18 protein-coding genes are annotated in these 24,170 nt (G+C 67.9%); 11 read left to right on the top strand and 7 right to left on the bottom strand.

Translation table 11 applies throughout. The features are described from left to right. Positions 1–6: 6 nt before the first annotated feature. The 3 genes from GV001_RS17360 to GV001_RS17350 are packed head-to-tail and all read left to right on the top strand — an operon-like array spanning position 7 to position 6,988. Entirely contained in the window at positions 7–4,551 is a 4,545-nt protein-coding gene (locus GV001_RS17360; protein WP_160082091.1) for an alpha-2-macroglobulin, read from the top strand. A 2-nt stretch (positions 4,552–4,553) separates the two neighbouring features. Next, the gene (locus GV001_RS17355; protein ID WP_160082088.1) at positions 4,554–6,203 is read left to right on the top strand and encodes a DUF2300 domain-containing protein; all 1,650 of its coding nucleotides are present in this window, start codon (positions 4,554–4,556) and stop codon (positions 6,201–6,203) included. Then, positions 6,200–6,988, top strand: coding sequence for a YfaP family protein (locus GV001_RS17350; protein ID WP_160082086.1), 789 nt, complete (start codon positions 6,200–6,202; stop codon positions 6,986–6,988). Before GV001_RS17355 ends, GV001_RS17350 begins: the two co-directional genes overlap by 4 nt. A 39-nt stretch (positions 6,989–7,027) precedes the next feature. Here the strand turns inward: GV001_RS17350 and GV001_RS17345 are convergent, their stop codons facing one another. The 6 genes from GV001_RS17345 to gatC all read right to left on the bottom strand — a co-directional run bounded on the left by GV001_RS17345 (position 7,028) and on the right by gatC (position 12,263). Continuing rightward, positions 7,028–7,411, bottom strand: a complete 384-nt coding sequence (locus tag GV001_RS17345; RefSeq protein WP_160082084.1) for a carboxymuconolactone decarboxylase family protein — start codon at positions 7,409–7,411, stop codon at positions 7,028–7,030. Positions 7,412–7,427: 16 nt separating this feature from the next. Beyond that, positions 7,428–8,513 (bottom strand): calcium/sodium antiporter, encoded by a 1,086-nt coding sequence (locus tag GV001_RS17340; RefSeq protein WP_160082082.1) that lies wholly within the window; start codon positions 8,511–8,513, stop codon positions 7,428–7,430. 73 nt (positions 8,514–8,586) lie between these two features. Continuing rightward, complete coding sequence (locus tag GV001_RS17335; RefSeq protein ID WP_160082080.1) at positions 8,587–8,958, bottom strand: septal ring lytic transglycosylase RlpA family protein; 372 nt, start codon at positions 8,956–8,958, stop codon at positions 8,587–8,589. Between the two features lie 89 nt (positions 8,959–9,047). Next, the gene (gatB, locus tag GV001_RS17330; protein ID WP_160082078.1) at positions 9,048–10,496 is read right to left on the bottom strand and encodes an Asp-tRNA(Asn)/Glu-tRNA(Gln) amidotransferase subunit GatB; all 1,449 of its coding nucleotides are present in this window, start codon (positions 10,494–10,496) and stop codon (positions 9,048–9,050) included. 11 nt (positions 10,497–10,507) lie between these two features. Continuing rightward, complete coding sequence (gene gatA, locus GV001_RS17325; protein WP_160082076.1) at positions 10,508–11,959, bottom strand: Asp-tRNA(Asn)/Glu-tRNA(Gln) amidotransferase subunit GatA; 1,452 nt, start codon at positions 11,957–11,959, stop codon at positions 10,508–10,510. Between the two features lie 16 nt (positions 11,960–11,975). After that, a complete protein-coding gene (gatC, locus tag GV001_RS17320; RefSeq protein ID WP_160082074.1) occupies positions 11,976–12,263 on the bottom strand; it encodes an Asp-tRNA(Asn)/Glu-tRNA(Gln) amidotransferase subunit GatC in 288 nt (95 codons plus the stop codon). A gap of 220 nt (positions 12,264–12,483) precedes the next feature. Between gatC and mreB the strand changes: the two genes are divergently transcribed. The 8 genes from mreB (at position 12,484) to tldD (ending at position 23,492) form a co-directional block, all read left to right on the top strand. Then, positions 12,484–13,524 carry a rod shape-determining protein MreB gene (gene mreB, locus GV001_RS17315; RefSeq protein ID WP_160082072.1) on the top strand — a complete coding sequence of 347 codons (1,041 nt, stop codon included), beginning with the start codon at positions 12,484–12,486 and terminating at the stop codon, positions 13,522–13,524. A 91-nt stretch (positions 13,525–13,615) separates the two neighbouring features. Continuing rightward, positions 13,616–14,578: a rod shape-determining protein MreC gene (gene mreC / locus GV001_RS17310; RefSeq protein WP_160083442.1), complete on the top strand. Its 963-nt coding sequence runs from the start codon at positions 13,616–13,618 to the stop codon at positions 14,576–14,578. Beyond that, positions 14,578–15,066, top strand: a complete 489-nt coding sequence (gene mreD, locus GV001_RS17305) for a rod shape-determining protein MreD (RefSeq protein WP_160082070.1) — start codon at positions 14,578–14,580, stop codon at positions 15,064–15,066. Before mreC ends, mreD begins: the two co-directional genes overlap by 1 nt. Positions 15,067–15,122: 56 nt before the next feature. Further along, complete coding sequence (locus GV001_RS17300) at positions 15,123–15,722, top strand: nucleoside triphosphate pyrophosphatase (protein WP_160082068.1); 600 nt, start codon at positions 15,123–15,125, stop codon at positions 15,720–15,722. 60 nt (positions 15,723–15,782) lie between these two features. Continuing rightward, positions 15,783–17,240: a ribonuclease G gene (gene rng, locus GV001_RS17295; protein WP_160082066.1), complete on the top strand. Its 1,458-nt coding sequence runs from the start codon at positions 15,783–15,785 to the stop codon at positions 17,238–17,240. Positions 17,241–17,270: 30 nt separating this feature from the next. Next, positions 17,271–21,101 carry a YhdP family protein gene (locus GV001_RS17290; RefSeq protein ID WP_160082064.1) on the top strand — a complete coding sequence of 1,277 codons (3,831 nt, stop codon included), beginning with the start codon at positions 17,271–17,273 and terminating at the stop codon, positions 21,099–21,101. Positions 21,102–21,183: 82 nt separating this feature from the next. Continuing rightward, the gene (locus tag GV001_RS17285) at positions 21,184–22,038 is read left to right on the top strand and encodes a carbon-nitrogen hydrolase family protein (RefSeq protein WP_160082062.1); all 855 of its coding nucleotides are present in this window, start codon (positions 21,184–21,186) and stop codon (positions 22,036–22,038) included. Next, a complete protein-coding gene (tldD, locus tag GV001_RS17280; protein ID WP_160082060.1) occupies positions 22,035–23,492 on the top strand; it encodes a metalloprotease TldD in 1,458 nt (485 codons plus the stop codon). The genes GV001_RS17285 and tldD overlap by 4 nt, the downstream gene beginning before the upstream one ends. A gap of 112 nt (positions 23,493–23,604) precedes the next feature. Here tldD and yjgA read toward each other — a convergent pair whose 3' ends face one another. Beyond that, entirely contained in the window at positions 23,605–24,126 is a 522-nt protein-coding gene (gene yjgA, locus GV001_RS17275; RefSeq protein WP_160082058.1) for a ribosome biogenesis factor YjgA, read from the bottom strand. Positions 24,127–24,170 lie beyond the last annotated feature (44 nt).

Here is a 24,170-nt window from a genome sequence, read left to right as displayed (position 1 = left end):
GCGCCCATGAACCTGCTGCGTCTCGCCGCCGCGGCCCTGTTGGCCACCGTGCTGCCGCTGGTCGCCCAGGCCGACGACAGCGTCGAGCCCAGCGGCTACTCGCCGGTGGCGGGGCAGTCGTTCTTCCTCCTGGCCGACAGCAGCTTCGCCAGCGACGAGGTGGCCAAGGTGCGCCTGGAGGCGCCGGGCCGCGACTACCGTCGCTACATGATGGAGCCCTACGGCGGCGTGGACGTGCGTGTGTACCGCATCGAGCAGCCGCTGGAATTCCTCAAGCGGCAGAAGAACCTGCACCGGGTGGTGGCCGAGGGACAATACAAGGGCGAGGGGCTGTCCAACACCCTGGCCTACCTGTGGGACAACTGGTACCGCAAGTCGCGTCGGGTGATGCAGCGGGCCTTCTCCTACGAGTCGCGGGTGCAGGTGACCGAGGAAGCGCCGGAACTGAAGATGGGCGACGCGATCAAGGCGCCGACCCCCTTCGAGGCCCAGCCGCAATACGCACCGATGAAGGGCGTGCCGCTGGTGGCCCAGTTCCGCTACCCGCTGTGGGACGCCAAGGCCATCCAGCCGCCCAAGGGGGTGGAGCTGGCCGGCTCGTCCAGCTCCTTCGTCACCGTCAACCCGGGCAACGTCTATATCCCGCTGGGCAAGCTCAAGCCGGGTCTGTACCTGGTCGAGGCGCTGGTCGGCAAGTACCGCGCCACCACCGTACTGTTCGTCTCCAACACCGTGGCGGTGAGCAAGATCGCCGGCCAGGAGCTGCTGGTGTGGACCGCGCGCAAGCATGAAGGCAGCGCCGTGGCTGGCGCCAAGGTGCTGTGGACTGATGGCCTGGGCGTGATGCGCAGCGGCAGTACCGATGCCCAGGGCCTGCTGCGCCTGCAGCACGCCAGCCCGGAACGCTCCTACCTGCTCGGTGAAGACGCCGAGGGCGGCGTGTTCGTCTCGGAAAACTTCTACTACGACAGTGAGATCTACGACACCAAGCTCTACGCCTTCACCGACCGCCCGCTGTACCGTCCGGGCGACTGGGTCGAGGTGAAGATCGTCGGCCGCGAGTTCACCAGCGCGCGAGACTCCAAGGCCGCCGAGGCCGCGCCGATCAAGCTGGCGGTGCTCGACGCCAACGGCACCACCCTGCAGACGCTGGACCTCAACCTGGATGCCAAGGCGGGCACCCAGGGCCGCTTCCAGCTGCCGGTCAATGCCGTGGCCGGCGGGTACGAGCTGCGCTTCCTTTACCGCGACCAGCTATACAGCAGCGCCTTCCGTGTTGCCGACTACATCAAGCCGCACTTCGAGATCGCCCTCGACCTGGCCAAGCCGGACTTCCGCACCGGTGAGCCGGTCAACGGCAACCTGGTGCTGCTCTACCCGGACGGCAAGCCGGTGCGCAATGCTCGTGTGCAGCTGAGCCTGCGGGCCCAGCAGCTGTCGATGATCGACAACGAACTGCAGTACCTCGGCCAGTTCCCGGTCGAGCTTTCCAGCAGCGAGCTGGTCACCGACGACAAGGGGCGCGCGGCCTTCGAGCTGCCAGCCGCCGACAAGCCGAGCCGCTACCTGCTGACCCTGTTCGCCAGCGACGGCGCCGCCTACCGGGTCAAGACCAGCAAGGAAATCCTCATTGAGCGCGGCGCCGCCCGCTATCGCCTGGAAGCGCCGCAGCGCTTCAGCGCCGCCGGCGAGGCCGTGCAGTTCAGCTACCGCAGCGAGCAGCCGACCGAACTCAAGCCGACCAGCTACGAGTGGGTGCGTCTTGAGGATCAGAGCAAGCACAGCGCCAGCCTGGGCGAGGACGAGCAGGGCTTCAGCCTGAGCTTCGAGCACCCCGGCACCTACAACATCACCCTCAAGGACGAACACGGCCTGATCCTCGGCGCCACCGGCCATTCGGTCAGCGGCAGCGGGCTGAAGGCAGTAGCCGGCACCGTCGAGGTGGTGTTTGACCGCGAGCAGTACCAGCCGGGCGATGAAGCCCTGGCGCTGATCACCTTCCCCGAGCCGGTCGGCGATGCACTGCTGAGCCTGGAGCGTGACAAGGTCGAGGCCACCGCGCTGCTGTCCAGCGGCGGCGACTGGCTGAAGCTGGAGAAGCTCAACGACACCCAGTACCGCGCGCGCATCCCGGTGGACGACCACTTCGCCCCCAACCTGACCTTCTCGGTGCTCTACACCAAGGGTGGCGACTACAGCTTCCAGAACGCGGGGATCAAGGTGGCCAAGGCGCAGATCGAGATCACTGTTCGCACCGACAAGGAACTCTACGCACCGGGTGAGACGGTCACCGTCGACCTCGCCACCCAGTTCAAGGGCCAGCCGGCCGCCAGCCGCCTGACGGTGAGCGTGGTGGACGAGATGATCTACGCCCTGCAGCCGGAGATCGCTCCGGGCATCGACCAGTTCTTCTACCACCCGCGACGCAACAATGTGCGCACCAGCGCCAGCCTGTCGTTCATCAGCTACGACGTGGCCCTGCCGGGCGACGCCACCGCACCGGGGCGGGCCAACCGCAGCGAGCGCGGGGTCAAGGTGCTGGAGCGGCCGCGCCGCGAGGAAGTCGACACCGCCGCATGGCAGCCGGACCTGGTCACCGACGCCGCCGGCAAGGCGCGCTTCAGCTTCCGCATGCCCGACTCGCTGACCCGTTGGCGCATCACCGTGCGCGCGGTCGATGAGGGCGGCGAAGTGGGGCAGAAGAAACAGTTCATCCGTTCCGAGAAGCCGCTGTACCTGAAATGGAGCGGGCCGACCCTGTTCCGTGACGGTGACAAGCCGCAGCTGGGCCTGTTCGCCTTCAACCAGGGCGAGGAAGAGACCGAGGCCGAGCTGGTCACCCGCTTCGCCGGCCAGGAACAGCGGCAGAAGGTGGAGCTGGCGCGTGGCGCCAACTACCTGGCCCTGCCGCCGACCGCCCTGGCCGCCGGCGAGCTGCATGCCGAACTGGTGCAGGACGGCAAGCCGATCGACGCCCTGGCCGTCGGCCTGCGCGTCGCCGGTGAAGGCTGGCAGCGCCTGCATGTGCAGAACATGGCGCTCAACCCGGGCAGCAACCCGCTGAGCCTGCCGGCGGACGCCGGCAACATCCGCCTGCGCCTCGGTGACGGCACCCAGGCGCTGTTCCGCTCGGCCCTCGACGACCTGCTGGAATACCCCTACGGCTGCGTCGAGCAGACCTCCAGCCGCCTGCTGCCGCTAAGCCTGGCCTATCCAGAGCTGGCCAAGGGCGAGGCGCGCATCGGCGAACGCCTGCGCCTGATCATGCAGAACAGCCGCCTGCGCCTGGTGCAGATGGCCGGCCCGGAAGCGACCTTCACCTGGTGGGGCGAGGGCGAGCATGCTGATGCCTTCCTCACCGCCTACGCCTATTACGCCGACTGGCATGCCAGCCGTGCCCTGGCCGTCGAGCTGCCGCCCGAGCATTGGCAGCGTGTGCTGGACATCTACGCCCAGCAGGCGCCGAGCGTGCCGCTGCTGCAGCGCGCGCTGATCCTCGGCTTCGCTCGCGAGATGCAGTTGCCCACCGAGACCCTGCTCAAGGGCCTGCTGGATGACCTGGCCAACGCCGACGAAGGCCAGGACGTGGCGCTGGACGACAGTGGCGAGACCAGCCTGGTCATGGCCTATCCGGACTCGCGCCTGGGCCTGGACCTGGCTCGCGTGCTGGCGGCTGATATGGCCGGCAGCAAGATCGGCCTGCCGCCGCGCTTCGCCGTCGGCCTGGCCGCCGCCCGCGAGCGTGTCGCGGCCAGCACCCAGCCGTTCGCCGAGGCGGTACGCCTGTCCCGCGGTCCGGTCGATCCGCTGCAGATCAATGCCCTGCTGCAGCGCCTGACGCCGGCCCAGGCCACCCTGGAACGCGCCCTGGCGCTGACCTGGCTGCAGCGCCGCCTGGGCGATGCCCCGGTGGTTGTCGTGCCGCAACCCGGTGCCGGCTGGCAAGCCCGCGAGGGCGCCAGCGGCGAGACCTGGTGGCAATGGTCGGGCAGCCAGCCGCCGAGCGCCCTGGAGCTGCCGGCCGAGCTGGGCAGCCCGCTGGTCGCGGCGCTCAGCTACGACAGCGCCGCGACCCCGCCGAGTGGGCCGCTGGAGGTGAAGGTCAGCCGCCGCCTGCTGCGTCTGGTGCCGGGCGAGGCGGCGTTCAGCTTCAGCGCGGAGGAGGTGGGCGACGGCCCGATCTCCGGCGACCAGCTGTATCTCGACGAGATCACCCTGGAGAGCGAGGCCGAGACGCCGCGCCGCTACGGTCTGCTGGAAGTGCCGCTGCCGCCGGGCGCGGATGTCGAGCGCACCACCTGGGGCCTGCAGGTCAGCGGCCTGGATTCGGAAGAGGCGGCGCCGCTGGAGAAGGCCCGTCACGAGCCGGGTCAGCTGCTCTACGCGGTGCCGGTGGACAGCCTGCAGGGCAAGCTGGTGCTGCGTCACCTGGTGCGCTTCTCGCAGAAGGGCGAGTTCCACCTGCCGCCGGCGCGCTACTCGCGCATGTATGACCCGCAGGCACAGGCCTTCGAGCAGAAGCCGGCACTGGCCGAGCTGAAGGTCGAGTAAGGATGCGCGCGCTCGCCTGGCTGGCGCTCCTGCCGCCGCTGCTGGCCTCCGCTGGGCCGGCGCCGCTGCAGCTGGCCTGGCACACGCCGCAGGGCACCGAGCTGCTGCGCCTGGACGGGCAGCAGCTGCTCTCCCGCGAGCCGTTGCCGGCGAGCCTGGAGGCGCCGCTGGGTAGCCTGTGGAAGCTGTTCGTCTACGCCTACCAGGTCGACCGTGGCCTGCCCGACCCGGGCTACGCCTGCACCGGCCAGGATCGCGAGGAGGTGTACTGCTGCAAGGCCGGCGAGCGCATCGACCGTGACGAGGCGCTGGTGCGCTCCTGCGGCCTGTACTTCGCGCCGCAACGCCTCGGCTTGCAGGCTGATGAGTGGCGCGACTACTGGCAGGCGCGCCGCGCGCCGGACTGGCTGCTCGATCTCGATCAGTTGCAGCCGCAGCGCCGGGTGGCGGTAGGTGAATTGCTCGACAGCCTGACCACGTTGCCGGCCCAGGCCGAGGCGCGCCGGGTGCTGCTCGACGTGCCGGTCAGCTCCGCTGAAGGCGCGCTGCTCGGCCCGCTCGGCAGCCGCCTGCGGGTGAAGACCTGGAGCTGGCTGGCCGATGGCGATGCCCAGGCGCGCCAGGGCGGTTTCGCCGGCTGGCTGGTCGACGGCACGCCGCTCTGGGCTGGAGGTTCCGGTACCAGCCAGAGCGTGCTCAAGCGCCATGCCGAAGTCCTCGGCAAGATGCTGCCGGCACCCTGGCCGGCGGAGCCGGGCGGCTGCGTCGAGGTGGCGCTGTTCGACCGCTATCCGCTGCGCGCGCTCAGCCGCGCAGACGGCGGGGCGGTGAGCCAGTCTGGCGCATTGCGCGGGCACTACCGGGTGGCGTTCGTCAACGGCAATGAACTGGATATCGAGAGCCAGGGCGAGCTGTTCCTGCTCGCTGGCGAGCAACCGCGGCTGGTGGCGCGCCTGAGCCGCGAGGAATACGTGGCGCGGGTGCTGGATCGCGAAGCGACGGCGCAGCCGGCCGAGGCGGCCAAGGCTCTGGCGGTGAGTATCCGTAGCTACCTGCTGCAGAACGGCGGGCGCCGTGGCGAGTGCCTGGCGATCCGCGACAGCAGCGCCCAGCAGCGGGTGGCGCCGCGTCCGGCCAGCGCCGCTGCGCGTGAGATCGCCGCCTGGACCGCCGACCTGGTGCTGGCCGGCAGCCCCGTCACCTATCACGCCGACCAGCCTGGCGCGGACCGCCTGGCCTGGAATCAGGCCGTCGAGCAGGCCCAGGCCGGTCTGCGCTACGACGCCATCCTCGCCCGCGCCTTTCCGCGTGCGAGCCTGAGCCGTTGGGACCGGCCGGTGGCCGCCTGCCTGCCGCTGCCGGCCGCCGAGGAGTGGCTGCACAAGCAGCGTCGGAGCTGGCGTGAGCTGCTGGACCGCGAGCCGGGCTATGCCGAGACCGCCGAGTTCGCCGTGTGCCGCCTGTACAGCGGCAACCCGCATGTCGACCGCGAGCGCCGGCGCATCTACGTGCGTGGCCTGCAATCGCTGCAGGATCGCCTCGACCTGACCCACGAATACCTACACCTGGCCTTCGACGCCCATCCGAGCGGCCAGGATGAAACCTATATCGAGGGCCTCGCCCGCCATCTGCTGCTGGAAGCTCAGCCATGAATCATTGTTTCTACCCTGTCGTCTTCCTGGCCTGCGCCATGCCGCTCGGCGCGTTCGCCGGCATCACGCTGGACACTCCGCGCGCCGGCTGGCGCACCGGCTCGGACGAGGGCGCGCACTTCATGCAGGAGGTCAACTACCCGGCCTCGGCAGTCAACAGCGCGCCCGACCAGGGCGACAGCGCACGCATCCGCGGGCAGATCAGCGCCACCGACAAGGCGCCCAGCGGCGCGCCGGCGCGCCTGGTGGTCAACGGCCTGAGCATGCCGCTCAAGGTGCAGGAGGGCGGCGGCTTCGACCGGCCCTTCGTGTTCCCGGCCGGCAGCAACAATGTCGAGGTGCGCAGCCCGGATGGCCAGCAGGTGCGCCGCGTGCAGTTCTACAACAACGGCAGCGGCGAGACGCCGGCCAAGCTGCGGGTGGTGCTGTCCTGGGACAGCGACAACACCGACCTCGACCTGCACCTGGTGACGCCCGACGGCGGCCATGTCTGGTATGGCGAGCGCGCCCTGGCCAACGGCGCGGCGCTGGACGTGGACGTGACCGGCGGCTTCGGTCCGGAGATGATCGCCTCGCCGACCCCGCTCAAGGGCGAGTACCTGGTCTACGTCAACTACTACGGTGGCGGGCAGAGCTCCGAGGGCAACATGGCGCAGGACCTGACCACGGCCCAGGTGACGCTGATCAGCGGCGAGGGCAGTTCCAGCGAGAAGCAGGAGTCCTTCCTCATCCCGATGCGCGCGCCGGGCGAGCTGACCTTGGTGAAGCGCTTCGCCTACCCCTGATTCGGCAGGAGCTGCCGAGCCTGCCCGAGGCTATCTGAATTAGGCGTCGGGCGCCTGCCAGGCATCGATCACTTCCTGGGCCGCGCGGAAGGCATCGATGGCCGCCGGCACGCCGGCATAGACAGCGCAGTGCAGCAGCGCCTCGCGGATTTCTTCCACCGTGCAGCCGTTGTTCAGTGCGCCGCGCACGTGGCCTTTCAGCTCCTGCGGGCATTTCAGCGCCGTCAGCGCGGCCAGGGTGATCAGGCTGCGGGTCTTGCGCTCCAGCACGCCGCGGGTCCAGACCCCGCCCCAGGCGTGCTCGTTGACGAAGTCCTGCAGCGGTTGGCTGAAGTCGGTGGCATTGCTCAGGGCGCGGTCGACGAAGGCATCGCCCATCACTTCGCGGCGCACCTGCAGGCCGCTGGGTTTTTCCTGGCTCATTGGTCTACTCCGGGGGTTAGCGCTGGCGGTGCCAGGCGCGGGCGCCGATCACCGCCAGGGTCACGGCGGTCAGCGGCAGGACGAAGGTCTGCATGGCTTGCTGGAAGGCATCGAGCCAGGGCGCGCCGCTGCTGTGGACGATCAGGTAGGTGGTGTAGATGGCGTAGTAGACGATGAACAACGCGCCTTCCCAGCGGTTGATCGAGTAGCCGTTGAAGAAGATCGGCAGGCAGGCCACGGCCACCGCGATCATCACCGGGAAGTCGAAGGCCAGGGCGTTGGCCGCCACCGGGATGGCGCTGGGCGACACCAGCGAGGCCAGGCCGAGTACGCAGAGCAGGTTGAAGATGTTGCTGCCGACTATGTTGCCCACGGCGATGTCGCGCTCACCCTTGATGGCGGCCATCACCGAGGTGGCCAACTCCGGCAGCGAAGTACCGACGGCGACCACGGTCAGCCCGATCACCAGTTCCGACATGCCCAGGGCGCGGGCCATCTGCACGGCGCCTTCGACCAGGAAGTTGGAGCCGCTGACCAGCAGCACCAGGCCGGCGACGATCAGTCCCAGGTTGATGGCCCAGGCATAGGGCTTGGCGGGCTGGTTCAGGCCGTATTCGTCTTCGAACTCGTCATCGCCCTCGGTTTTCTTCTCGCGGCGGCTGCTGACGATCAGGAACCCGGTGTAGGCGACCACGCCGGCGAACAGCAGGGCGCCGTCCAGGCGGCTGAGGCTGCCGTCATAGGCCAGGGCATAGGTGATCAGGCTGGCGCCGATCATGATCGGCACGTCCAGGCGAATCAGCTGGCGCGATACCAGCAGCGGTGCAATCAGTGCAGTCAGGCCGAGGATCAGCAGCACGTTGGCGATGTTGCTGCCGATCACGTTGCCGATGGCCAGGTCACCGCTGCCTTCCCAGGCCGCCTGTACGCTGACCGCGGTTTCCGGGGCGCTGGTGCCGAAGGCGACCACGGTGAGGCCGATGATCAGCGGTGGAATGCCGAACTGGGCGGCCAGCTTGGCGGCGCCGCGTACCAGCACCTCGGCGCCGGCGACCAGCAGCACCAGGCCGGCGATCAGGTAGACGAAGGTCATCAGGGTCATGGTCAGGCTCCAGGAAGAGTCGGCATAGCTTATTCATCCAGCCGGACAATGCCAGAGGCTGTAGCGCCTTGTTTCAATCGCGCAGGGCTTCGATGCGCACCGCTGCGGTGCCACTGTTAAGCATGTCGAGCTGCTCGGCGGCGGCCCTCGATACATCGATCAGGCGCCCGCGCGAGTAAGGCCCGCGATCATTGATGCGCACAGCCACCTGCTTGCCGTTGCGCAGGTTGGTGACCTTTACCCGGGTGCCGAAAGGCAGCTGGCGATGGGCGGCGGTCAGCGCGTTCTGGTCGAAGCGCTCGCCGCTGGCGGTTTTGCGCCCGTGGTGCTTGGCGCCGTACCAGGAGGCCTGGCCTTCGGCGCGGTAACCCTGCGGGTCGACCACGTCCTGGCTGGCGCAGGCGCTGAGCAGCAGGGCGGTGAACAGGGCGAAGGCGATACGCATGGCGGCTCCGTTAGGTATCCAGTCGACGCATAAAACAACGCCGGGTTAACCCGGCGTCGTTATCGCTAGCGTAGGCGAACCGCTGCGGCTCAGCCTTCGAGCTTTTTCTTCAGCAGCTCGTTGACCTGGCCCGGGTTGGCCTTGCCTTTCGAGGCCTTCATGGCCTGGCCGACGAAGAAGCCGAACATCTTGCCGCGCTTGGCCTCGTCGGCGGCGCGGTACTGCTCGACCTGCTCGGCGTTGGCCGCCAGCACTTCGTCCAGCATGCTTTCGATGGCGCCCGAGTCGGTGACCTGCTTGAGGCCCTTGCTCTCGATCACTTCGTCGGCCGTGGCGCCTTCGCCGGCGGCCAGGGCCTCGAACACCATCTTGGCGATCTTGCCGCTGATGGTGTTGTCCTTGATGCGCAGGATCATCCCGCCCAGCTGTTCGGCCGATACTGGCGACTGGTCGATGTCCAGGTTGTCCTTGTTGAGCAGGCTGGACAGCTCGCCCATCACCCAGTTGGCGGCCAGCTTGGCATCGCCGCACACGCTGTTGACTGCTTCGAAGTAGTCGGCCATCTCGCGGCTGGCGGCCAGCACGGTGGCGTCGTAGGCGGACAGGCCGAACTGCGCCTCGAAGCGCTCGCGCTTCTGCACCGGCAGCTCCGGCAGGCTGGCGCGCACCTCGTCGAGGAAACTCTGCTCGATCACCACCGGCAGCAGGTCCGGGCAGGGGAAGTAACGGTAGTCGTTGGCTTCTTCCTTGCTGCGCATGGAGCGGGTCTGGTCCTTGTTCGGGTCGTACAGGCGGGTTTCCTGCACCACCTTGCCGCCATCCTCGATCAGCTCGATCTGGCGCTGCACTTCGTGGTTGATCGCCTTCTCGATGAAGCGGAACGAGTTGACGTTCTTGATCTCGGCACGGGTACCGAACTCGGCCTGGCCCTTGGGCCGTACCGAGACGTTGCAGTCGCAGCGCAGCGAGCCTTCGGCCATGTTGCCGTCGCAGATGCCGAGGTAGCGCACCAGGGCGTGGATCGCCTTGACGTAGGCCACCGCCTCCTTGGCGCTACGGATATCCGGCTCGGAGACGATCTCCAGCAGCGGCGTGCCGGCGCGGTTCAGGTCGATGCCGCTCATGCCGTGGAAGTCTTCGTGCAGGCTCTTGCCGGCGTCCTCTTCCAGGTGCGCGCGGGTGATGCCGATGCGCTTGGTGGTGCCGTCTTCCAGGGTGATGTCGAGGAAGCCCTTGCCGACGATGGGGTGGTCCATCTGGCTGGTCTGGTAGCCCTTGGGCAGGTCCGGGTAGAAGTAGTTCTTGCGCGCGAAGACGTTAGTCGGCGCGATGTGCGCGTCGATCGCCAGGCCGAACTTGCAGGCCATGCGCACCGCTTCGGCATTGAGCACCGGCAGGGTGCCGGGCATGCCGAGGTCAACCAGGCTGGCCTGGGTGTTGGGCTCGGCGCCGAAGGTGGTGGCGCTGCCGGAGAAGATCTTCGATTGGGTGCTGAGCTGGGCGTGGATTTCCAGCCCGATCACGGTTTCCCATTGCATATTTACTGTCCTCAGAAGCCGGTCGGTGCTTGTTTGTGCCAGTCAGAAACCTGTTGGTACTGATGGGCGACATTCAGCAGGCGACCTTCCTGGAAGTAGGGCGCAAGCAGTTGCACGCCAACCGGCAGGCCGTCGACGAAGCCGGCGGGCATGGACAGGCCGGGGATGCCGGCCAGGTTGGCGGTGATGGTGTAGATGTCTTCCAGGTATTCGGCGACCGGGTCGTTGTTCTTTGCGCCGATCTTCCAGGCCAGGTTGGGCGTGGTTGGGCCGAGGATCACGTCGACATCATTGAATGCCGCGACGAAGTCGTTCTTGATCAGGCGGCGGATCTTCTGCGCCTTCAGGTAGTAGGCGTCGTAGTAGCCGGCGGACAGCGCATAGGTGCCGACCATGATGCGGCGTTTCACTTCCGCGCCGAAGCCTTCGCCACGCGAGCGCTTGTACAGGTCTTCGAGGTTGACCGGGTTCTCGCAGCGATAACCGAAGCGCACGCCGTCGAAGCGCGACAGGTTGGAGCTGGCTTCTGCCGGGGCGATCACGTAGTAGGCGGGAATCGCGTGCTGCATGTTCGGCAGGCTGATGTCCTTGACCGTGGCGCCGAGCTTCTTCAGCTCTTCAACCACCGCCAGCACCTTGTCGGCGATGCGGCTGTCGAGGCCGGCACCGAAGTACTCCTTGGGCAGGCCGATGCGCAGGCCGGCCAGCGGCTGCTGCAGGGCGGCCAGGTAGTCGTCCACCGGCGCATCGACGCAGGTGCTGTCCTTGGCGTCGAAACCGGCCATGGCCTGCAGCATCAGCGCGCAGTCTTCGGCGGTGCGCGCCAGCGGGCCGCCCTGGTCGAGGCTGGAGGCGTAGGCGATCATGCCCCAGCGCGAGACGCGGCCGTAGGTCGGCTTGATCCCGGTGAGGTTGGTCAGCGCGGCCGGCTGGCGGATCGAGCCGCCGGTGTCGGTGCCGGTGGCGGCCGGCAGCAGACGGGCGGCAACGGCTGCGGCGCTGCCGCCGGAGGAACCGCCGGGTACGCGGGACAGGTCCCAGGGGTTCTTCACCGCGCCGTAGTGGCTGGATTCGTTGGCCGAGCCCATGGCGAATTCGTCCATGTTCAGCTTGCCCAGGGTCACGGCGCCGGCGGCGGCGAGTTTTTCGACCACTGTGGCGTTGTAGGGGGCCTTGAAGCCGCTGAGGATCTTCGAACCGCAGCTGGTCAGCACATCCTGGGTGCAGAACAGGTCCTTGTGGGCGATCGGTGCGCCGAGCAGGGCGCCGCTTTCGCCGGCGGCGCGGCGGGCGTCGGCGGCTTGCGCCTGGCTGAGGGCCAGCTCCTCGGTGACGGTGATGAAGCTGTTGAGTTGCGGATCGAGCTGCTGGATGCGTGCCAGCAGGCTGCGGGTCAGCTCTTCGGCGGAGAATTGCTTGCCGGCGAGGCCTTGGGCGATCTCGGCGAGGGTCAGTTGATGCATGGGGAACCCTTTCCTTTTATTCGATGACTTTCGGCACGAGGTACAGGCCGTTCTCGACGGCCGGGGCGATGGCCTGGTAGGCGTCGCGCCGGTTCTGCTCGGTGACCACGTCGGCACGCAGGCGCTGGGTGGTTTCCAGCGGGTGGGCCAGCGGCTCGATGCCGTCGGTGTCGACCGCCTGCATGGCGTCGATCAGGCCGAGAATATTGTTGAGGGTCTCGGTGGTTCGCGGAATATCCGCCTCATTCAGGCCCAGGCGGGCGAGATGGGCGATCTTTTCCACGTCGGAGCGTTCAAGCGCCATCGGGATTCTCCAAGAGCAGGCCGGGTGGCCGGACGAAATACGGGCGGGGAACGGATACCGCGTGCTGCGGTCGAAAGCCGCGAATTGTGGGCCGTAAAGCCCGGAAAAGCTGGCAATTTAGCACATCACGCGCCTTGCCCAAAAGGCTGGTCGTTGATAGAGTTTGCCGCACTTTTTTACCCAGCGTTTTCACCACGCTCTGTCTAGGGTTATCCCCCCCATGTTCAAGAAACTGCGTGGCATGTTTTCCAGCGATCTGTCGATCGACCTGGGCACTGCCAATACCCTGATTTATGTGCGCGAGCGCGGCATCGTGCTGAACGAGCCGTCCGTGGTCGCCATCCGTACCAGTGCCAACAACCAGAAGAGCGTGGTCGCCGTCGGTACCGAAGCCAAGCGCATGCTCGGCCGTACCCCGGGCAACATTTCCGCCATCCGCCCGATGAAGGACGGCGTGATCGCCGACTTCAGCGTCTGCGAGAAGATGCTGCAGTACTTCATCAACAAGGTTCACGAAAACAGCTTTCTGCAGCCGTCGCCGCGCGTACTGATCTGCGTGCCGTGCAAGTCGACCCAGGTCGAGCGCCGCGCCATTCGCGAATCGGCCCTCGGTGCCGGTGCCCGCGAAGTGTTCCTGATCGAAGAACCGATGGCCGCCGCCATCGGTGCCGGCCTGCCGGTTGAAGAGGCCCGCGGTTCGATGGTCGTCGATATCGGCGGTGGTACCACCGAAATCGCGCTGATCTCGCTCAATGGCGTGGTCTACGCCGAATCCGTACGCGTCGGCGGCGACCGCTTCGACGAAGCCATCATCACCTACGTGCGCCGCAACTATGGTTCGCTGATCGGCGAATCCACCGCCGAGCGGATCAAGCAGGAAATCGGCACCGCCTACGCCGGTGGCGAAGTGCGCGAAGTCGACGTACGCGGCCGCAACCTGGCCGAAGGCGTACCGCGCAGCTTCACCCTGAACTCCAACGAGGTGCTGGAAGCGCTGCAGGAGTCCCTGGCGACCATCGTCCAGGCGGTCAAGAGCGCCCTGGAGCAGTCGCCGCCGGAACTGGCCTCGGACATCGCCGAACGCGGCCTGGTGCTGACCGGTGGTGGCGCGCTGCTGCGCGACCTGGACAAGCTGCTGTCGCAGGAAACCGGCCTGCCGGTGATCGTCGCCGAAGACCCGCTGACCTGCGTGGCGCGTGGCGGTGGCCGTGCGCTGGAAATGATGGATCGCCACTCCATGGATCTGCTCTCCTCGGAATGATCCTGATGGGGTAAACCGAAGCCGGAGGTTGGTACTTCCGGCTTTCTGTTTTCTAGGTTTCGGTTAAGGGCCTGTTCAAAGGGGAGCTGCCATCAAACCGCTATTTGCCAAGGGGCCATCGCTGGGCGTACGACTGCTGGTGCTGGTCGTGCTGTCGGCCGTGCTGATGGTGGTGGATGCGCGTTTCACCGTGTTCAAGCCGCTGCGTACGCAGATGGGCCTGCTGGTCGAGCCGGTCTACTGGGTCGGGCGCCTGCCGCTGACCCTGTGGGAGGCGGCGACCCAGGAGCTCAGCAGCCGCAACGAACTGGCCGCCGAGAACGAGAAGCTCAAGGCGGAAATGCTCATGCTGCAGAGCCGCGTGCAGAAGCTGGCGGCGCTGACCGAGCAGAACGTGCGCCTGCGCGAGCTGCTCAATTCCTCTGCGCTGGTGGACGACAAGGTGATCGCCACCGAGCTGATCGGCGTCGATCCCAACCCCTTCACCCACCGCATCCTGATCGACAAGGGCGAGAAAGACGGCGCCTTCGTCGGCCAGCCGGTGCTCGATGCCCGCGGCCTGATGGGTCAGGTGGTCGAGGTGATGCCCTACGCGGCCCGCGTGCTGCTGCTCACCGACAGCAGCCACAGCATCCCGGTACAGGTCAATCGCAACGGCTTGCGCGCCATCGCCAGCGGCACCGGCAACCCGGAACGCCTGGAGCTGCGCCATGTTGCCGATACCGCCGATATCAAGGTCGGCGACCTGCTGGTCAGCTCGGGCATGGGCCAGCGCTTTCCGGCCGGCTACCCGGTGGCCATGGTCAACGAAGTGATCCACGACTCCGGCCAGCCGTTCGCCATCGTGCGGGCGGTGCCGACCGCCGCGCTGAACCGCAGCCGGCACATGCTGCTGGTGGATGTCGACCGGCGTAGCGCCGAAGAACGCGCCACCGCCGCCGCCGAGGCCCAGCAGCAGGCCGATGGCGAGCCGGCGCCGGCTGCGTCGCAGGCTCCCGCGCAGCTGCCGGCCGAGGCCGCCGCGCCTGTACCGGCTACCGAGGAGAACGACTGATGGTGGCTGCACGTTCCGCCAATGGCTGGGTGATCTGGGTCAGCCTGGCGTTCGCCTTGCTGTTCAGCGTGGCGCCCATGCTCAAGTTCATGGATATCGGCCGGCCGCTGTGGCTGGCCCTGTTCCTGTCCTACTGGGCGCTGACCGTGCCGCACCGCCTGGGCATGGTTTCGGCCTGGGTCTTCGGCCTGCTGGCGGATGTGCTGAGCGGCTCGCTGCTGGGCCTCAATGCCCTGGTCCTGACCCTGATCGTGTTCCTCGTGCTGTCGCTGCAGCGGCGCCTGCGCATGTTCCCCATGTGGCAGCAGTGCCTGGTGCTGCTGGTGGTCTTCGGTCTGGCCCAGCTGGTGCACCTGTGGCTCAACGCCCTGACCGGCAATCGCCAGCCGACCCTCGAGTTCGTCTTCCCGGCGCTGGTCAGCGCCTTGCTCTGGCCCTGGGTGTTCGCCACCCTGCGCTGGCTGCAGCAACGCTTCCGCGTTTACTGAACCGGTTGCCGGCCGGTGCGCCGGCAGCCGCCATTTCTCGACAGGGAGAAGTCTGCATGGCCTCGCTCTACCTGGCCTCCGGTTCCCCCCGCCGGCGCGAGTTGCTGGCGCAAATTGCTGTGCCCTTCGTCACGCTTGGCGCCGCCATCGATGAAAGTGCATTGCCCGGCGAGCCGGCGCATGGCTATGTAGAGCGCCTGGCGCTGGAGAAAGCGCGCGTGGGGCTGGCCAGCCTGGCCGATAACACCGATGCTGTAGTACTGGGTGCCGATACCGCCGTGGTGCTCGACGGGCAGATCCTCGGTAAGCCGCAGACGCGCGAGGAGGCCCTGGCGATGCTGGCTGCCCTGTCCGGGCGCGAGCACCTGGTGCTGACGGCCGTGGCGCTGGCCAGCCGCACGCGCAGTGCGGTGCAGGTGGTGACCAGTCGCGTGACCTTCCGCCCGTTGCGCCCCGGTGAGGCCGAGGCCTACTGGGCCACGGGCGAGCCCTGCGACAAGGCGGGCAGCTATGGCATCCAGGGCCTGGCGGCGGTGTTCGTCAGCCAGTTGCAGGGCAGTTACTCGGCGGTGGTCGGCTTGCCCCTGTGCGAAACTGCACAGATGCTCAACGAATTCGCAATTCCGTGCTGGCAGACAGTGCCGGTCAACAGTTAAGAGGCTGCCGCTTCGGCCCGCGGTTCAGGACCGGCAGCTTCATCGCGCAGAGTGGGATGCATGAGCGAAGAGATCCTGATCAACATCACGCCGATGGAGTCGCGCGTGGCGGTGGTGGAAAACGGTGTGCTGCAGGAGGTGCATGTCGAGCGCACCCAGCGCCGCGGCATAGTCGGCAACATCTACAAGGGCAAGGTGGTGCGGGTGCTGCCGGGCATGCAGGCGGCTTTCGTCGACATCGGCCTGGACCGTGCCGCGTTCATCCATGCCGCGGAAATCTCCACCCGCGAAGGCAGTGCGGTGGAAAGCATCAGCGCCCTGGTGCATGAGGGGCAGAGCCTGATCGTGCAGGTGACCAAGGACCCGATCGGCAGCAAGGGCGCGCGGCTGACCACCCACCTGTCGATCCCCTCTCGCTACCTGGTGTACATGCCGCGAACCAGCCATGTCGGCATCTCGCTGAAGATCGAGGAGGAGGCCGAGCGGGATCGCCTGAAACAGGTGGTCGCCGACTGTGTGGCCGCCGAAGGCATCGAGGAGTCCGGTGGCTTTATCCTCAGGACTGCGGCTGAGGGGGCCGGGGCCGACGAGATCCTCGCCGACATCCGCTACCTGCGCCGCCTGTGGGGGCAGATCGCCGGGCAGATGCAGAGCGCCAAGACGCCCTCGGTGATCTACGAGGATCTGTCCCTGGCGCTGCGCACCCTGCGCGACCTGGTCAACCCGAAGATCGAGAAGATCCGCATCGACTCGCGGGAAACCTTCCAGAAAATCACCCAGTTCGTCGCCGAGCTGATGCCGGAAATCTCCGACCGCCTGGAACACTACCCGGGCGAGCGGCCGATCTTCGACCTGTACGGGGTCGAGGACGAGATCCAGAAGGCCCTGGAGCGCAAGGTGCCGCTCAAGTCCGGCGGCTACCTGGTGGTCGATCCGGCCGAGGCGATGACCACCATCGACGTCAATACCGGCGCCTTCGTCGGCCACCGCACCCTCGAAGAGACCATCTTCAAGACCAACCTCGAGGCCGCCACCGCGATTGCCCGCCAGCTGCGCCTGCGCAACATCGGCGGGATCATCATCATCGACTTCATCGACATGGAAGACGAGGAGCACCAGCGCCAGGTGCTGCGCACCCTGGAGAAGCAGCTGGAACGCGACCACGCCAAGACCAATATCATCGGCATCACCGAGCTGGGCCTGGTGCAGATGACCCGCAAGCGCACCCGCGAGAGCCTCGAGCAGGTGCTGTGCGAACCCTGCAGCTGCTGCCAGGGTCGCGGCAAGCTGAAGACCCCGGAAACCATCTGCTACGAGATCTTCCGCGAGATCCTCCGTGAGGCCCGCGCCTACCAGGCCGAGGGCTACCGCGTGCTGGCCAGCCAGCAGGTGGTCGACTGCCTGCTCGACGAGGAGTCGGGCAATGTCGCCGACCTGGAGGCCTTCATCGGCCGCACCATCAAGTTCCAGGTGGAAAGCATGTATTCGCAGGAACAGTACGATGTGGTGCTGCTCTGACATGCCGGGAAACAGGGTGGATCTAGCGGCATGAATCGGCTGGCGCGTCTGTTGGTTGCCCTGCTGCGCGGCGCTCTGGGGCTGTGCGCCCTGGGGCTGGTGCTGGCCGCGCTGTATGTCAGCCTGGGCCGCGAGCTGGTGCCGCTGGTGGCCGAATACCGCGACGAGGTGCAAGGCAAGGCGCAGGCCGCACTGGGCATGCCGCTCAGCATCGGCAGCCTGGAAGGGCGCTGGCGCGGCATGGCGCCCTTGCTGCTGCTGCACGATGTGCAACTGGGCGCCGGCGCCAGCCGGGTGCGTCTGGACCAGGTGCGGGTGCAGCCGGATGTACTCGGCAGCCTGCTGGCCCGCCAGCTGCGCATCGCCAACCTGGAACTCGAAGGCCTGCAGCTGAGCCTGCGCCAGAACGAGGCCGGTGCCTGGCGAGTGGAGGGCCTGCCCGCTCGCGAAACACCGACCCCGGTCGAGCCGCAGCAGTTGCTGCAAGGCCTGCAGCGGGTGGCCACGATTTCCCTGCTGGACAGCCAGTTCACCCTGGAACCCTTCGAGCAGAAGCCCCTGAGCTTCACCTATGCCAACCTGACCCTGCGCAACGGGTTGAGCCGTCAGCGCATCGATGCCCGCCTGCTGCTGCCCGACGGCCAGCCGCTGGCCCTGCGCCTGGATACCCGCCTGCAGGTCCCGGACTGGCGGGCCAGCCAGGCCGATGTCTACCTCAGCCTGCCGCAAAGCGACTGGGCGCGCTGGCTGCCGGCGGGGCTGACCCGCGCCTGGCGCCTGGAAAAACTCAAGGCCGGCGGCGAGTTCTGGCTGGCCTGGCGGGACGGTCAGGTGCAGCGCGCGGTGGCGCGCCTGCATGCGCCGGAACTGGCCGGCGGCTATGCCGGGCGCCAGTCGCTGAAGTTGCATGACCTGCTGTTGAGCGCGTTCTACGAGCGCACGCCGAGCGGCTTCGACCTGCTGCTCGACCCGCTGGCCCTGACCCTGGGCGAGACCCGCTGGGGCGAGGTGCAGCTGGCCCTGCGCCGGCAGAACGCCGGCGAGGGGCGCGAGGAGCTCTGGTCGCTGAGCGCCGATCGCCTCGACCTGGGGCCGCTGGCCCAGGTGGTCAGCGCCCTGGCGCCGCTGCCGGAGCAGGCGGCCGAGGCCCTGCATGCCCTGCAGCCGAAGGGCATCCTGAACAACCTGCAACTGGCCTTTCGCCCGCAACAAACCGATGCCCAGCGCCTGCAGTACTCGGCCAACCTGAGCCAGGTCGGCATCAGCCCCTGGCATGGCATTCCCGCCGTGGAGAACGCCAGCGGCAGCGTCAGCGGCAACCTCAGCGATGGCGAGGGGCGCCTGGCCAGCGAGAACTTCGGCCTGCATTTCGATCAGCTGTTTCCCGCCATGTGGCGTTACGGCACGGCTGGCGCGCAGCTGCTCTGGCACTACGACGATGCCGGCCTGACCCTGCGCAGCCCGTACCTGCAGGTGGAAGGCGAGGAAGGCAAGGTCGCCGGGGACTTCCTCGTGCGCCTGCGCAAGGACCCGCTCGAAGAGGACTACATGGACTTGCGCGTGGGTATCCGCGAGGGCGATGCGCGCTTTACCGGCAAGTACCTGCCCACCCGTTCCCCGGGCATGAGCCCCGCGCTCAGCGAATGGCTGAACAGCGCGATCCGTGCCGGCAAGGTCGACGAAGGCTATTTCCAGTACCAGGGCTCGCTGCTCAAGGGGGCCGACGCCGCGGCGCGCAGCCTCAGCCTGTACTTTCGCGTGCATGCCGCCGAGCTGGCCTTCCAGCCGGGCTGGCCGGCGCTGCGCGAGGCGCGCGGCGAGGTGCTGATCGAAGACAGCGGCGTGCGCGTGCGGGTGCCCGAGGGGCGCCTGCTGGATAGCCGGGTCGAGCAGGTCAGCGTCGAGATTCCCCAGGCCAAGCCGGGCAGCGCGCCGCGGCTGGCGCTGCAGGGGCAGGTGCAGAGCAGTCTGGTGGATGCCCTGAAGATCCTCCAGGAGGCGCCGCTGGGCACGGCGGCGACCTTCGCCGGCTGGCGCGGCGAGGGCCCGCTGGCCGGTCAGCTGAAGCTCGATATCCCCCTGGCCCAGGGCCAGCCGCCGCAGGTGCAGGTGGATTTCGCCACCGAAGGCGCCACCCTGAACCTGAGCAATCCAGCTCTCGAACTGAGCCAGCTCAAGGGCGCATTCCGTTTCAATACGGTGAGCGGCCTCAGTGCCCCGGATATCCGCGCCCAGGTGTTCGGCCGGGCAGTGCGCGGCCGGGCCGTGGCCGAAGGCTCGCGCGGCAAGCAGCGCACGCGCATCGAGGCCAATGGCCGGGTGCCACTGCCGACCCTGAGCAGCTGGCTGGGCGTGACCCAGCCGCTGCCGCTCAGCGGCGAGCTGCCCTACGCCCTGCGCCTGACCCTGGAAGGGGCCGACAGCCAGTTGCGCGTCGATTCCGACCTCAAGGGGCTGGCCGTGGATCTGCCGCCACCTTTCGGCAAGGCGGCGGCGGACAGTGGCTCGGCGACCTGGCGCATGACCCTGCAGGGCAACGAGCGGCGTTACTGGTTCGATTACGCCGAGCTGGCCAGCCTGGCTTTCGCTGCCACGCCGGGGCAGCTGTTGCAGGGTCGCGGCGAGCTGCGCCTGGGCGGCGGTGCGGCCAGCTTGCCGGGCGACCCTGGCCTGCGCGTCAAGGGACGGCTCAGCCAGCTCGACTGGAGCGCCTGGCAGGCGGTGGGCAAGCGCTATCTGGGTGGGCAGGGCAACCCGAGCGGCGTGCAGGCGTTTCGCGGTGCGGATGTGCAGATCGAGCGCTTTACCGGCTTCGGCCTGCAGCTCGACAACCTGCAGGCGCAGCTGACGCGCGCCGAGCAGGCCTGGGCGTTGAGCCTCGACAGCGACCTGCTGCAGGGCCGCATCGGCTTGCCCGATGCCCAGGGCGCGCCGATCCAGGTCAACCTGCAGCGCCTGAGTTTCCCGCCGAGCAAGCCCGATGAGCCTGTCGACCCGAACAAGCCCGATAGCCTGGCGGCGGTCGATCCCCGGCAGATTCCGCCGCTGGACCTGCGCATCGAGCGGGTCCTGCAGGGCGAGCAGCTGCTCGGCACCTGGTCGCTCCAGGCCCGGCCGACGGCGCAGGGGGTGGCGTTCAACCAGCTGTCGCTGCAGCTCAAGGGCCTGCAGGTCGGCGGCAATGCCGGCTGGGAGGGCGCGCCGGGTGCCAGCAGCACCTGGTACAAGGGGCGCATCGAGGGCGAGAATCTGGCCGATGTGCTGCTGGCCTGGAACTTCGCGCCGACGGCCACCAGCGAGCGTTTCCGCGTGGATATCGACGGGCGCATCCCGGGCTCGCCGGCCTGGATGAGCCTCAAGCGCTTCAGCGGCAACCTGGACGCCAGCCTGCGCAAGGGCCAGTTCGTCGAGGTGCAGGGCTCGGCCTCGGCGCTACGGGTGTTCGGCCTGCTCAACTTCAACTCGATCAGCCGGCGCCTGCGCCTGGACTTCTCCGACCTGCTCGGCAAGGGCCTCAGCTACGACCGGGTCAAGGGCCGGCTGACGGCCAGGGACGGGGTGTTCCTCACCCAGGAGCCGATCAGGATGGAAGGCCCGTCCACCGGCCTGGAGCTGAACGGCACCCTGGACATGGCCCGCGACCAGATCGACGCCAAGCTGCTGGTGACCCTGCCGGTGACCAACAACCTGCCGCTGGCGGCGCTGATCGTCGGCGCGCCGGCGGTGGGTGGCGCGCTGTTCGTCGTCGACAAGCTGCTGGGCGATCGGGTGGCCCGCTTCGCCAGCGTGCAGTACAGCGTCAAGGGGCCCTGGCAGAACCCGAGCATCACGTTCGACAAGCCCTTCGAGAAGGCCCGCTGAGCCGCGCAGATCCCGAGCAGGTTCTGCGGCCAGAGCGGCCGACATGGGGTAGCATGCAGTCATCACCCGGTCGGTAGTTTCCATGTCGTTTGCCGTGATTCAGATGGTCAGCCAGGATGATGTGCTGGCCAACCTCGCCACCGCCCGCCGCCTGCTCGAACAGGCGGCCACCGCCGGTGCGCGCCTTGCCGTGCTGCCGGAAAACTTTGCCGCCATGGGCCGCCGCGACCTGGCGGCGCTCGGGCGTGCCGAGGCCAGCGGTGAGGGCCCCATCCTGCCCTGGCTGCACCGGGTCGCATGCGACCTCGGGTTATGGATAGTGGCCGGCACCATTCCGCTGCCGCCCGATGGCCAGGCGGATGCCAAGGCGCATGCCTGTTCGCTGCTGTTCGACGAGCACGGCCAGCGCGTGGCGCGCTACGACAAGCTGCACCTGTTCGATGTGGACGTGGCGGACAGCCGCGGCCGTTACCGCGAGTCGGACGACTACGCCTGCGGCAGCCGGCTGGTGGTCGCCGATACCCCGGTGGGCCGCCTGGGGCTGACGGTGTGCTACGACCTGCGTTTCCCCGAGCTGTACAGCGGGCTGCGCGCGGCCGGGGCCGAGCTGATCACGGCGCCGGCGGCCTTTACCGCGGTGACCGGAGCGGCGCACTGGCAGGTGCTGGTGCGTGCGCGGGCCATCGAGACCCAGTGCTATGTGCTGGCCGCGGGGCAGGGCGGCCGCCACCCAGGCGGGCGCGAGACTTTCGGCCACACGGCGATCGTCGACCCCTGGGGCCGCGTGCAGGCCGAGCAGCCGAGCGGCGAGGCGGTGCTGCTGGGCGTGCGCGACAGTGCCGAGCAGGCGGCGATCCGCCAGCGCATGCCGGTGGCCAGCCATCGACGATTTTTTGCACCGGCCGTTCCAGGGCCGGCGCCTACGGAGAAGTTATGAGCAACCTGTTGTTAACGGTCAGCGAACACCTGCTGGCCCCCGGCGGCCTGAGCATCGAGCAGTTGCCGGCGATCCTCGGCGACCTGGCCGGGCCGGGCATCGATGCGGCCGACCTGTACTTCCAGAGCCAGATTTCCGAGACCTGGGTGCTGGAGGACGGCATCGTCAAGGAAGGCAGCTTCAACCTCGATCAGGGCGTCGGCGTGCGCGCCCAGTCCGGCGAGAAGACCGGCTTCGCCTACAGCAACGCGATCACCGCCACGGCGCTGGGCCAGGCCGCCCAGGCTGCCCGCTCGATCTCCCGGTCCGGCCAGCACGGTAGCGTACAGGCGTTCAGCAGCCCGCCGGTGACCGCGCTGTATGCCCCGGATAATCCCCTGGACGTGCTCGATCGCGCGGCCAAGGTCGACCTGCTCAAGCGCATCGACGTCGCCACGCGCGCCCTCGACCCGCGCATCCAGCAGGTCACCGTGAGCCTGGCCGGGGTCTGGGATCGCATCCTGGTGGCCGCCAGCGATGGCAGCCTGGGTGCCGACATCCGCCCGCTGGTGCGCTTCAACGTCAGCGTCATCGTCGAGCACAACGGCCGCCGCGAGCGTGGCGGCCAGGGCGGTGGCGGGCGTACCGACTACCGCTTCTTCCTGGAACCGGGCGGCCTCGGCGAGGAGCGCGCCATGGGCTATGCCCGCGAAGCGCTGCGCCAGGCCCTGGTCAACCTCGAGGCGCAGCCGGCGCCGGCCGGCACCCTGCCGGTGGTGCTGGGCCCGGGCTGGTCCGGCGTGCTGCTGCACGAGGCGGTCGGCCACGGCCTTGAAGGCGACTTCAACCGCAAGGGCAGCTCGGCCTACAGCGGCCGGGTCGGCGAGCAGGTCGCCTCCAGCCTGTGCACCATAGTCGACGACGGCACCCTGGCCGGGCGCCGCGGTTCGCTCAGCGTCGACGACGAGGGCACGCCGAGCCAGTGCACCACGCTGATCGAGAACGGCGTGCTCAAGGGCTACATGCAGGACAAGCTGAATGCCAGGCTGATGGGCGTGGCCTGCACCGGTAACGGCCGCCGCGAATCCTACGCGCACCTGCCGATGCCACGCATGACCAACACCTACATGCTGGCCGGCGAGAGTGACCCGGAAGAAATCATCCGCTCGGTGAAGAACGGCATCTACTGCGCCAATCTGGGCGGCGGCCAGGTGGATATCACCAGCGGCAAGTTCGTTTTCTCCACCAGCGAGGCTTACCTGATCGAGGACGGCAGGATCACCGCCCCGGTCAAGGGCGCCACATTGATCGGCAACGGTCCGGAGGCGATGAGCCGAGTGTCGATGGTCGGCAACGACCTGGCCCTGGACAGCGGCGTCGGCACCTGCGGCAAGGATGGCCAGTCGGTGCCGGTGGGCGTCGGCCAGCCGACCCTGAAGATCGATGCGATTACAGTGGGAGGCACGGGCGCGTAGGTTGGGTTGAGCGCAGCGAAGCCCAACGGCGAACGGCTAGGCCACACGACACGGCCTGAACCTTTGCTCGTTGGGCTTCGGGGCTGCGCCCCTCAACCCAGCCTACACAGGATTAACGCAGGCCGCGCTGGACCTCGTCCAGTTCGCGGATGTATTTGAAGACTTTGCGGGCGGCGGCCGGCGGTTTGTTGTGCGCCGCCTCATGCTGGGCATGACGGATCAGGCTGCGCAGTTGCTGGCGGTCGGCTTGCGGGTATTCGCTGACGAAGCTTTCCAGGGTGGTGTCGTCGCCGGTGATCAGGCGGTCGCGCCAGCGTTCGAGGGCATGAAAGCGCTCGTTGTATTCGCGGGTGGAGCTGTCGACCTGGTCGATCAGGGCGAGAATCGCCTCGATGTCCTGGTCGCGCATCAGCTTGCCGATGAACTGCACATGGCGCTTCTTGGCGGCATTGGCGGTATGTTTCGGTGCTTCGGCCAGGGCCTTGCGCAGGCCGTCGGTCAGCGGCAGCTTGGCCTGCATGTCGGGCTTGAGGGTGGTCAGGCGTTGTCCCAGTTCCTGCAGCGCATGCAGTTCGCGCTTGATCTGGGTTTTGCTCTTCTCGCCGGAGAAGTCGTCGTCGTAAGAATCAGCCATGGGGGCGGTCCAGAGGGAAACGTCGCCATGATAGCAGCAAGGGT

The sequence above is a fragment of the Pseudomonas sp. 8AS genome (assembly GCF_902506505.1).
GTDB lineage: Bacteria > Pseudomonadota > Gammaproteobacteria > Pseudomonadales > Pseudomonadaceae > Aquipseudomonas.
Note: the sequence above shows the minus strand (reverse complement) of the source record. Positions and strands in the feature narration are given on the sequence as shown.

Bases quoted from the DNA above. Each gene is read 5' to 3' on its own strand.
- GV001_RS17345 (WP_160082084.1), bottom strand. From the start codon at position 7,411: ATGAGCCAGGAAAAACCCAGCGGCCTGCAGGTGCGCCGCGAAGTGATG.
- GV001_RS17290 (WP_160082064.1), top strand. From the start codon at position 17,271: ATGAATCGGCTGGCGCGTCTGTTGGTTGCCCTGCTGCGCGGCGCTCTG.
- mreD (WP_160082070.1), top strand. From the start codon at position 14,578: ATGGTGGCTGCACGTTCCGCCAATGGCTGGGTGATCTGGGTCAGCCTG.
- gatB (WP_160082078.1), bottom strand. From the start codon at position 10,496: ATGCAATGGGAAACCGTGATCGGGCTGGAAATCCACGCCCAGCTCAGC.
- GV001_RS17340 (WP_160082082.1), bottom strand. From the start codon at position 8,513: ATGACCCTGATGACCTTCGTCTACCTGATCGCCGGCCTGGTGCTGCTG.
- tldD (WP_160082060.1), top strand. From the start codon at position 22,035: ATGAGCAACCTGTTGTTAACGGTCAGCGAACACCTGCTGGCCCCCGGC.
- rng (WP_160082066.1), top strand. From the start codon at position 15,783: ATGAGCGAAGAGATCCTGATCAACATCACGCCGATGGAGTCGCGCGTG.
- GV001_RS17285 (WP_160082062.1), top strand. From the start codon at position 21,184: ATGTCGTTTGCCGTGATTCAGATGGTCAGCCAGGATGATGTGCTGGCC.
- gatA (WP_160082076.1), bottom strand. From the start codon at position 11,959: ATGCATCAACTGACCCTCGCCGAGATCGCCCAAGGCCTCGCCGGCAAG.
- GV001_RS17300 (WP_160082068.1), top strand. From the start codon at position 15,123: ATGGCCTCGCTCTACCTGGCCTCCGGTTCCCCCCGCCGGCGCGAGTTG.
- yjgA (WP_160082058.1), bottom strand. From the start codon at position 24,126: ATGGCTGATTCTTACGACGACGACTTCTCCGGCGAGAAGAGCAAAACC.
- GV001_RS17350 (WP_160082086.1), top strand. From the start codon at position 6,200: ATGAATCATTGTTTCTACCCTGTCGTCTTCCTGGCCTGCGCCATGCCG.
- GV001_RS17360 (WP_160082091.1), top strand. From the start codon at position 7: ATGAACCTGCTGCGTCTCGCCGCCGCGGCCCTGTTGGCCACCGTGCTG.
- mreB (WP_160082072.1), top strand. From the start codon at position 12,484: ATGTTCAAGAAACTGCGTGGCATGTTTTCCAGCGATCTGTCGATCGAC.
- GV001_RS17335 (WP_160082080.1), bottom strand. From the start codon at position 8,958: ATGCGTATCGCCTTCGCCCTGTTCACCGCCCTGCTGCTCAGCGCCTGC.
- gatC (WP_160082074.1), bottom strand. From the start codon at position 12,263: ATGGCGCTTGAACGCTCCGACGTGGAAAAGATCGCCCATCTCGCCCGC.
- GV001_RS17355 (WP_160082088.1), top strand. From the start codon at position 4,554: ATGCGCGCGCTCGCCTGGCTGGCGCTCCTGCCGCCGCTGCTGGCCTCC.